The sequence below is a fragment of the Rhodococcus sp. R1101 genome, assembly GCF_000278445.1.
In the GTDB taxonomy this organism is placed as follows: domain Bacteria; phylum Actinomycetota; class Actinomycetes; order Mycobacteriales; family Mycobacteriaceae; genus Rhodococcus; species Rhodococcus gordoniae.
On sequence record NZ_AJVB01000161.1, the window covers coordinates 1 to 7,834 of the forward strand.

The window sequence follows — 7,834 nt, forward strand, 5'->3', positions numbered from 1 at the left end:
GGCTGATCCAGGTGGCCGGTGAGGTCGACGGATCGGACGCCGAGGTCGTCCGCGGACGCGTGGAGTCGATCTTCGACCGCACCACCGAGATCTTCGACGTCTCCGGCACTCTCGGCGTCACGCCGGGTGCCGCCGCGAATCGGATCGCCGAGCGTCGCATCGATACTGCCTGATCCGCACAGGGGAGCAAGGGGAGGCGCCGCGCGGTGCCTCCCCTTGTCGTGTCTTCGGGCCGTGCTGTCGGTGTCGGCCGGGCTGTCGGTGTCGGGCGTGCCGTCAGGGGTTGCCGGGCGAGGACGAGCGGCCGTGTCCGGCGTCGCGGGTGATGTGTTCGACGAGCGGCTGAGTCCGGTACGGGATCGGCGTGGTGAGGGCGAGGGTCGTGGTGGTGTGGGCGACGCCCTCGATGGCGTGGATGCGTTCGAGTACCAGCAGTAGATCTTCCTGGGATTGCGCGGCCATCCGGATCAGGAGGTCCTCCCGGCCCGTCGTCGCATGTACCTCCAGGACCTCCGGAAAGCGCCCCAGCTGGGCGATCACGTGACCCATGCGGGCCTGCACGAGCTCGGCACCGATGAACGCCTGCAGCGGTACGCCCAGCTTCGGCAGGTCGACGACCGGCCGGTATCCGGTGACGGCACCGGACTCCTCGAGTTTCTTGATCCGTGACTGCACGGTGTTGCGGGCGACGCCGAGTTTCGCCGACAGGTCGACGATCCCTGCGCGGGGGTTGCGAGTGAGCTCTCCGAGGAGAGCTGCGTCGAGCCGGTCGAGACTGAACACGATGACACCCTTTCCGTTGTGATGCGCGTCACTGCTCGAGCATAATGCTCAGCCGAGCAGAAAGATATTGACACTTCATCAGCCAGTGCCATGATTGCTGAATCAAATGCTCATGCAAACACGCACTGCTGCAACGTAATGCATCGCGCGACGTGAGCGACATGCCTTCCCTGCCCGGACCGGGCGTGGCGGGCGCCGCAATCACCCCGAGGAGCACACAATGCCCGGAGTCGGCATCTGGCGGACCAAATCCGTCGAACAGTCGATCGCGGATACCGATGAACCCGGTTCGCGGCTACGACGAGAACTCACCGCCAAGGATCTGACCGTGTTCGGCGTCGCCGTCGTGGTCGGCGCCGGAATCTTCACCCTCACCGCCCGCACCGCCGGCAACCTCGCCGGACCGTCCATCTCGCTGGCGTTCGTCCTCGCCGCGATCGCCTGCGGCCTCGCTGCGCTGTGTTACGCCGAGTTCGCGTCCGCCGTACCGGTCGCCGGCAGCGCCTACACCTTCTCCTACGCCACCTTCGGTGAATTCGTCGCCTGGATCATCGGGTGGGATCTGATCCTCGAATTCGCACTGGCCTCCGCGGTCGTCGCCAAGGGATGGTCGATGTACCTCGGGGGCATGTTCGGCGGCGACGCATCGATCGACCTGGGGCCGATCACGGTGGACTGGGGGTCGCTGCTCATCGTCGGCGCCATCACGATCATCCTGGCGATCGGCACCAAGGTGTCGTCGCGGGTCTCCGCCGTCGTCACCGCCATCAAGGTCGCGGTGGTCCTGCTCGTCATCGTCGTCGGCATCTTCTACATCGACAAGTCCAACTACTCGCCGTACGTTCCGCCGGCCGAGGAATCGCAGAGCGCTGCGGCCGGCATGCACCAGTCGCTGTTCTCGGCGCTCACCGGCGCCGGTGGCAGCACCTACGGCTGGTACGGACTCCTCGCTGCGGCGAGCCTGGTCTTCTTCGCCTTCATCGGTTTCGACGTCGTCGCCACCACCGCGGAGGAGACGAAGAACCCGCAGAAGGCATTGCCTCGCGGCATCTTCGGTTCGCTGGCGATCGTCACGGTCCTCTACGTCGGCGTCACGCTCGTGCTCACCGGCATGGTGAAGTACACCGATCTGCGTACCGGCAGCGAACTGGTCGGTGACGGCAGTGCCACGCTGGCCACGGCCTTCGAGGCGCACGGCATCACCTGGGCGCAGATGGCCATCAACATCGGCGGCCTCGCCGGCCTCACCACCGTCGTGATGGTGATGATGCTCGGCCAGACCCGCGTGCTGTTCGCGATGTCCCGGGACGGGCTGGTCACCCGCAAGCTCGCCGTCACGAACCACAAGGGTGTGCCCGTGCGCATCACCCTGATGGTCGGTGGTGTCGTGGCCGTCCTCGCCGCGGTGTTCCCGATGGGTGTGCTCGAGGAGATGGTCAACATCGGCACGCTGTTCGCCTTCGTCCTCGTGTGCGTCGGCGTGATGGTGCTCCGTCGCACCCGCCCCGACCTGCCTCGTGGATTCCGGGTGCCGCTCGTGCCGCTGGTCCCGATCCTCGCGGTGCTCGCCTGCGGCTGGCTCATGCTCAACCTCTCGGTCGAGACGTGGATCCGGTTCACCGTCTGGATGGTCCTCGGCGTGGCGGTCTACTTCGCCTACGGCCGGCGCAAGTCGGTGCTCGGGCAGCGGCTGAAGCTCGAAGCGGCCCAGTGGGAAGCCGCGCAGCACGAGACGAAGGAACCGGAACCGGTGTAGATCGGTTGCCCCCGAGCCCGCCCGCGCCGAACAGGTGCGGGCGGGCTCGTGTGTTCGGGAGGTTGCGGGTATCGGCGAGGAGGAGACCGGACGCCGTCCGGTCGCGACACCGAGCGGAGGACGGAACCGAAGTGAGATCTATGCACGCGGGTGAGCAGATTGATCTATGCTGTGATCTGCGCCGCAGAGACGAGGGTCACAGGGCTCGCCGGACGTTTCGTTCGAATACAGGACGAACTCGGTGTCCGGCACCGACTACCCTTCGATCTGCCCTTGTCGTCGGGGAGGCCGACAGGGGAAGGCCCCGCCAGCGATTCGAGGGGAGGAGCCGGCGGGGCCTCGCGCTGTATCTCCTGTGTCGGGGAGGACTTTCGGGAGACACGGCCACCTACGCCGTGGCCGTCTTGGAGCTTAGGTGACGACCTGGGCGGTCGTCCAGAGTCGATACTGAAACGAGACCTGAGAAATTTTCTCGGGCTCGAACCGAGATGCTCATCCTGCTTTGCGGCGGAACGAGTCCGTCTCGGCGTCGCTCCTGGCCGGAAAGACGGCGGTGGGCATGGCGCGGGACCCGTCCGGATGCCCGCGGTACGACGACGGTCGCGGCGCGCGCCGACGTCGTCGACGGTTCCGCAACGTCCAGAATCCCCAGGCTGCGATGCACACACCCACTCCGGAGAGCAGGTCTGCCTCGGTCAATCCGTGGTTCGGCGTCACCGAGTACAGCACGCGACCCTCGAGGGGGCCGTTCATCAGTACCCAGAGTCCGGAGGCGACGAGCGCAGCCGAACTCGACAGCAGATGCGGGCGCGACAGGCACCAGGTCGACGCGGCGAACAGCGAGCACATCGCGACGAGCGAGTAGAACACCGCATTCTGCACGGTCGACTCCTCTCGCTCCAGCCGGATATCGATCCACTGTACTGGCGGAGGAGCCGGGGATACCGAGTCGCAGGTGGTGACTCTCGCAACAGGGGTATCAGCGCAACGGCAGGAGTTGCAGGGTGACCGTCGTCGGGGTGAGTGGCCGGTCGGGAGACGCCCTACTCCGGGCGTGGTGTCTCCGCGAACGAGTCGCGCTGCTCGACCATCCACACCGGGGCGATGAAGATGCCTTCCGCCTCCACGCAGATTCCCTCGGCGTCGGCGACGTGCCCGACGACGAACGCCTTACGCCCCTCGACGCGGTCGAGTTTCGCCTCCACGTGCACAGCGCCGAGTGGAGTGCGTTTGCGGTAACGAACGGTGAGCGTGCCCGTCATCCCGGGGTGTCCCGAGAGGCGCGCGGCGTCACCGAGGATCTGGTCGAGCAGCAATGCGGAGACTCCGCCGTGGACGTGCCCGGCCGGTCCCTCGTAGATCGGACCGAGGTGGATGTCCGCCCATACGCGGCCGTCGGCGTCCTCGTGGAGTTCGCCGATCGGCGCGATCGCGTTGCGCAGACCGATTGCGGCGTTGCCCCAATTGCGGAAGCGGCCGGAGTCGTTGAAGCGGGTGCCGTACGGGCCGTCCTCCCGGTCGCATCCGAGGATCTCGCGGGCGGCAGCGAGGTGCTCGCGTGCCCGCGCGACGTCGTCGGCGTCCGCGCGCGTCTGCAGTGCGAGCTGGATCAGCTCACGCACGTCCTCGGTGAGCGGGCCGTAGGTGGCCTTCTGCCGGTCGATTTCCTCGTCGGACAATCCGTCATGGACGTAGAGCTCGAGCATGGAATCGGTCATCAGGGTCTCCGGGATCGTGAGCGTGGTGAAGGAAAGCAGTCGACCGCGCGCACTGTCGGTGAGTCAAGCTCCGCTGCCGCTGCACGGGAACTCCGCAGATTGCGTGAACGGACCGCTCGGTACGGAAGTGGGTGAACCCGTCATGGGCGGGAACAGGATGAGAGAACCCCGTCGGCCAACGAGGGGAGGGGCCGACGGGGTCCGTCCGTGCCGAGTCAAAAGGGGAGGAGACTCGACACGCTTTGTTGCGAGGAGCAACAACGTCTTTACGTTATCGACGATTGTGTCATCTGCCAACCTCGCCTATGGGTGATCGACGGGGTGAAATTCGCCCGATCCGCACCCCTGGCGAGCGTCGTAAGACAAGCGTACCGTTCGCTTCTGCGTGCGCGGGTATGCGCCGGACAGGAGTCGGTGGTCGTGGCCGTAACCATCCGCAAAGGCCGTGACAGCATCACCAAGCGAGTGCTGCTGGGAAGGCCGCTGCGCAGCGACACACTCGGCCACACACTGCTGCCGAAACGGATAGCCCTGCCGGTCTTCGCATCCGACGCCCTGTCGTCCGTCGCCTATGCGCCGGAGGAGATCTTCCTCGTATTGTCGGTGGCGGGCCTGTCCGCCTACGCATTCTCCGGTTGGATCGGTCTCGCGGTCGCCGTCGTCCTCGTCGTGGTGGTCGCGAGCTACCGGCAGAACGTGCATGCCTACCCGTCCGGGGGCGGCGACTACGAGGTGGCGACGAAGAACCTCGGTGCGATGGCCGGCCTGACGGTGGGCAGCGCGCTGATCGTCGACTACGTGCTGACGGTCGCCGTGTCGATCTCGTCGGCCGCCCAGAACATCGGGTCGGCCGTCCCCTTCGTCGAACACCACAAAGTGCTGTTCGCCATCACCGCGATCACACTCCTCACCGCGGTCAACCTGCGCGGACTGCGCGAAGCCGGAACAGCTTTCGCCGTGCCCACCTACGCCTTCATGTTCTGCGTCGGGGTGATGCTCGTCTGGGGTTTCGTGCGTCTCGTCGTGTCCGATGTCCCTCTACGCGCCGAGTCGTCGCACTACGAACTCGCCGCCGAACAATCCCACCTCGCCGGACTGGCCTTCGCCTTCCTCCTCGCCCGCGCCTTCTCGTCGGGATGCGCGGCCCTGACCGGAGTGGAGGCCATCAGCAACGGGGTACCGGCCTTCCGGAAACCGAAATCACACAACGCCGCCACCACCCTGCTCATGCTCGGCGCCATCGCGATTACGCTGCTGATGGGCATCATCGTCCTCGCCGAGCGACTGGGGGTCGTCGTCGCCGCAGATCCCGCGACACAGTTGAGCGGAGCACCGGCCGGATATCACCAGAAGACACTGATCGCGCAGGTCGCCGAAACGGTCTTCACCGGTTTCCCGCTCGGCTTCTACCTCGTCACCGCCGTCACCGCACTGATCCTCGTCCTCGCCGCCAATACGGCATTCAACGGGTTCCCGGTTCTCGCGTCGGTGCTCGCGCAGGACAAACACCTGCCGACTCAGCTGCGCACCAGAGGCGATCGGCTCGCGTTCAGCAACGGCATCGTCTTCCTGGCCCTCGGAGCGATCGTGCTGGTATGGATGTTCGACGCCGAGGTCACACATCTCATCCAGCTCTACATCGTCGGTGTGTTCGTCTCCTTCACGCTGAGCCAGACCGGCATGGTTCGTCACTGGACGCGACTGCTGGCCACCGAGACCGACTCGCGTCACCGCCGGAGGATGCAACGCTCGCGCGTCATCAACGGTGTCGGGCTCGCGATGACGGGAACCGTCCTGATCATCGTGCTCATCACGAAATTCCTCGCCGGCGCGTGGATCGCGATCCTCGCCATGGTGATCGTGTTCGTGACGATGCGGGCCGTCAACCGCCACTACCGACGCGTGGCGGTCGAACTCGACCCGGCCAACTGGGACGGTCTGTTGCCCAGTCGCACGTATTCGATCGTGCTCGTAGCCAAGCTGCATCACCCGACGCGTCGCGCGCTCGCGTACGCCTCGGCCACCCATCCCGACACGCTCGAGGCGATCACCGTCGACGTCGACGAGAAGGACACCCGGAATCTCGTGCGCGAATGGGAGTCCAGCGACATCACGATTCCCTTGAAGGTGCTGGAGTCGCCGTACCGGGAGATCACACGACCGGTGCTCGAGTACGTCAGGCGGGTGCGGGGCAACTCACCACGCGATGTGGTCACCGTCTTCGTCCCCGAATACGTCGTGGGGCACTGGTGGGAGAACCTACTCCACAACCAGAGCGCGCTGAGGCTCAAGAGTCGCCTGTTGTTCCAGCCCGGCGTGATGGTGACGAGCGTGCCGTGGCGGCTGCATTCTTCGGAAGCGAAGTAATCGAGCGCGACGGACTGCGCTCACCGAAGTTCACATACCGATCCCGGCCGTTCCATTCGGACTCGGGACGATCCGCCACGCACAACTCCTTCGTCGAAACACTTCGCTTCCACGGTAGGCGCGCCCGTCGTCGGTGCAGTCGCTGAGGTCAGTGCCAGTCGCCCTGCCGCCCGAGGGTCTCGACGGGAGTCGCGCCGGGTCGGGTCCATTGCGGCGCCGGGCGGCTCGTCTCACCCCATGTCGCGTGCCCCTCGGCGTCCGTACGCCAGAACCAGCACGGGTCGTCTCCCTCCGGCCGGCCCTCGGGCTTGTCCTCCCACCTCTCGCCGCGCCCGTACGGGGTCATGTCGAGCAGGCCGGCGGAACTGTTGGCCCGTTCGGTGCCGCGACCCGTCGTGGAGTAGGTGAGGAAGGTCCGGTCGCCGTCCCGGAGATAGGAGGTGAGACAACCCATCGCTCCGCCCACGGGTTCGTCGATGTCGCGCACCGAGTACCAGGGTTGGGTGTACCCCATGAACTCGACGAACGCGGCCACTTCCTCCCAGGCACCCGTGGTCACGAACGCGAGCGAGACGCCGCGGGCCTCGAGGTACACGGCGTCGCGGACATGCCAGGCCGTGGTGGTGCACCCCTCGCACTGTCCTTGCGGGGGTGCACCGTCGTACCACATGTGTTTGTAGACGACGAGTTCGTTGCGGCCCTGGAAGAGGTCGAGGAAGGGGACCGGGCCGCCAGGTCCTGCCACCTCGACCGTGCCGTCGAACTCCACCATCGGCAGTCGGCGGCGAGCCGCGGCGATGGCGTCGCCTTCTTTCGTGTGGGCCTTCTCCCGGAGCAGGAGCTCGTCGCGTGCGGCCTGCCAGGTGGCGAGGTCGACCACGGGTGGGCGGCCGGATCGCGGTGTGGTCATGATGAGCTCCCGGATGATCGGACGGATTACACGCGGCTCGGTTGCAGCACGTCGCGGAGCACGGCGGCGAACGCTTCCGGGTCGCCGGGCATGCCCTGCTCGGCGCCCATGAAGCCACCGTGGTCACCGGGGAACAGGGTCGGGGTGGTGCCGAGCCGGTCGGCGAGCGCTGCGGCGGTCCGCCCGCACAATTGACGGGCCGACTCGCGGCCACCCGCGACGACGATGCGCGTCGACGCGCTCGCGAGAGCGTCGAGATCCGGGTGATAGCCCGTGCACGACATCCAGTTCTGGCTCAGC

6 protein-coding genes and 1 pseudogene are annotated in these 7,834 nt (G+C 66.5%); 2 read left to right on the forward strand and 5 right to left on the reverse strand.

Going from position 1 to position 7,834, the window contains the following annotated elements; all coding sequences use genetic code 11:
• Nucleotides 1-276: 276 nt before the first annotated feature.
• Complete coding sequence (locus R1101_RS0111985) at nt 277-783, reverse strand: Lrp/AsnC family transcriptional regulator (protein WP_016933667.1); 507 nt, start codon at nt 781-783, stop codon at nt 277-279.
• Nucleotides 784-1,003: 220 nt separating this feature from the next.
• Between R1101_RS0111985 and R1101_RS0111990 the strand changes: the two genes are divergently transcribed.
• Nucleotides 1,004-2,539: an amino acid permease gene (locus R1101_RS0111990; RefSeq protein ID WP_016933668.1), complete on the forward strand. Its 1,536-nt coding sequence runs from the start codon at nt 1,004-1,006 to the stop codon at nt 2,537-2,539.
• A 492-nt stretch (nt 2,540-3,031) separates the two neighbouring features.
• On the opposite strand, the gene R1101_RS0111995 is transcribed toward R1101_RS0111990, so the two are convergent.
• Nucleotides 3,032-3,421 carry a hypothetical protein gene (locus R1101_RS0111995; RefSeq protein WP_016933669.1) on the reverse strand — a complete coding sequence of 130 codons (390 nt, stop codon included), beginning with the start codon at nt 3,419-3,421 and terminating at the stop codon, nt 3,032-3,034.
• Between the two features lie 161 nt (nt 3,422-3,582).
• Nucleotides 3,583-4,257 carry a PaaI family thioesterase gene (locus R1101_RS0112000; RefSeq protein WP_016933670.1) on the reverse strand — a complete coding sequence of 225 codons (675 nt, stop codon included), beginning with the start codon at nt 4,255-4,257 and terminating at the stop codon, nt 3,583-3,585.
• Nucleotides 4,258-4,677: 420 nt separating this feature from the next.
• Between R1101_RS0112000 and R1101_RS0112005 the strand changes: the two genes are divergently transcribed.
• Nucleotides 4,678-6,624, forward strand: coding sequence for an APC family permease (locus tag R1101_RS0112005; protein WP_026003182.1), 1,947 nt, complete (start codon nt 4,678-4,680; stop codon nt 6,622-6,624).
• Between the two features lie 148 nt (nt 6,625-6,772).
• Here R1101_RS0112005 and R1101_RS0112010 read toward each other — a convergent pair whose 3' ends face one another.
• A complete protein-coding gene (locus R1101_RS0112010) occupies nt 6,773-7,534 on the reverse strand; it encodes a DUF899 family protein (protein WP_016933672.1) in 762 nt (253 codons plus the stop codon).
• 26 nt (nt 7,535-7,560) lie between these two features.
• A pseudogene (locus tag R1101_RS26515) lies at nt 7,561-7,834 on the reverse strand (alpha/beta fold hydrolase); the annotation flags it as partial.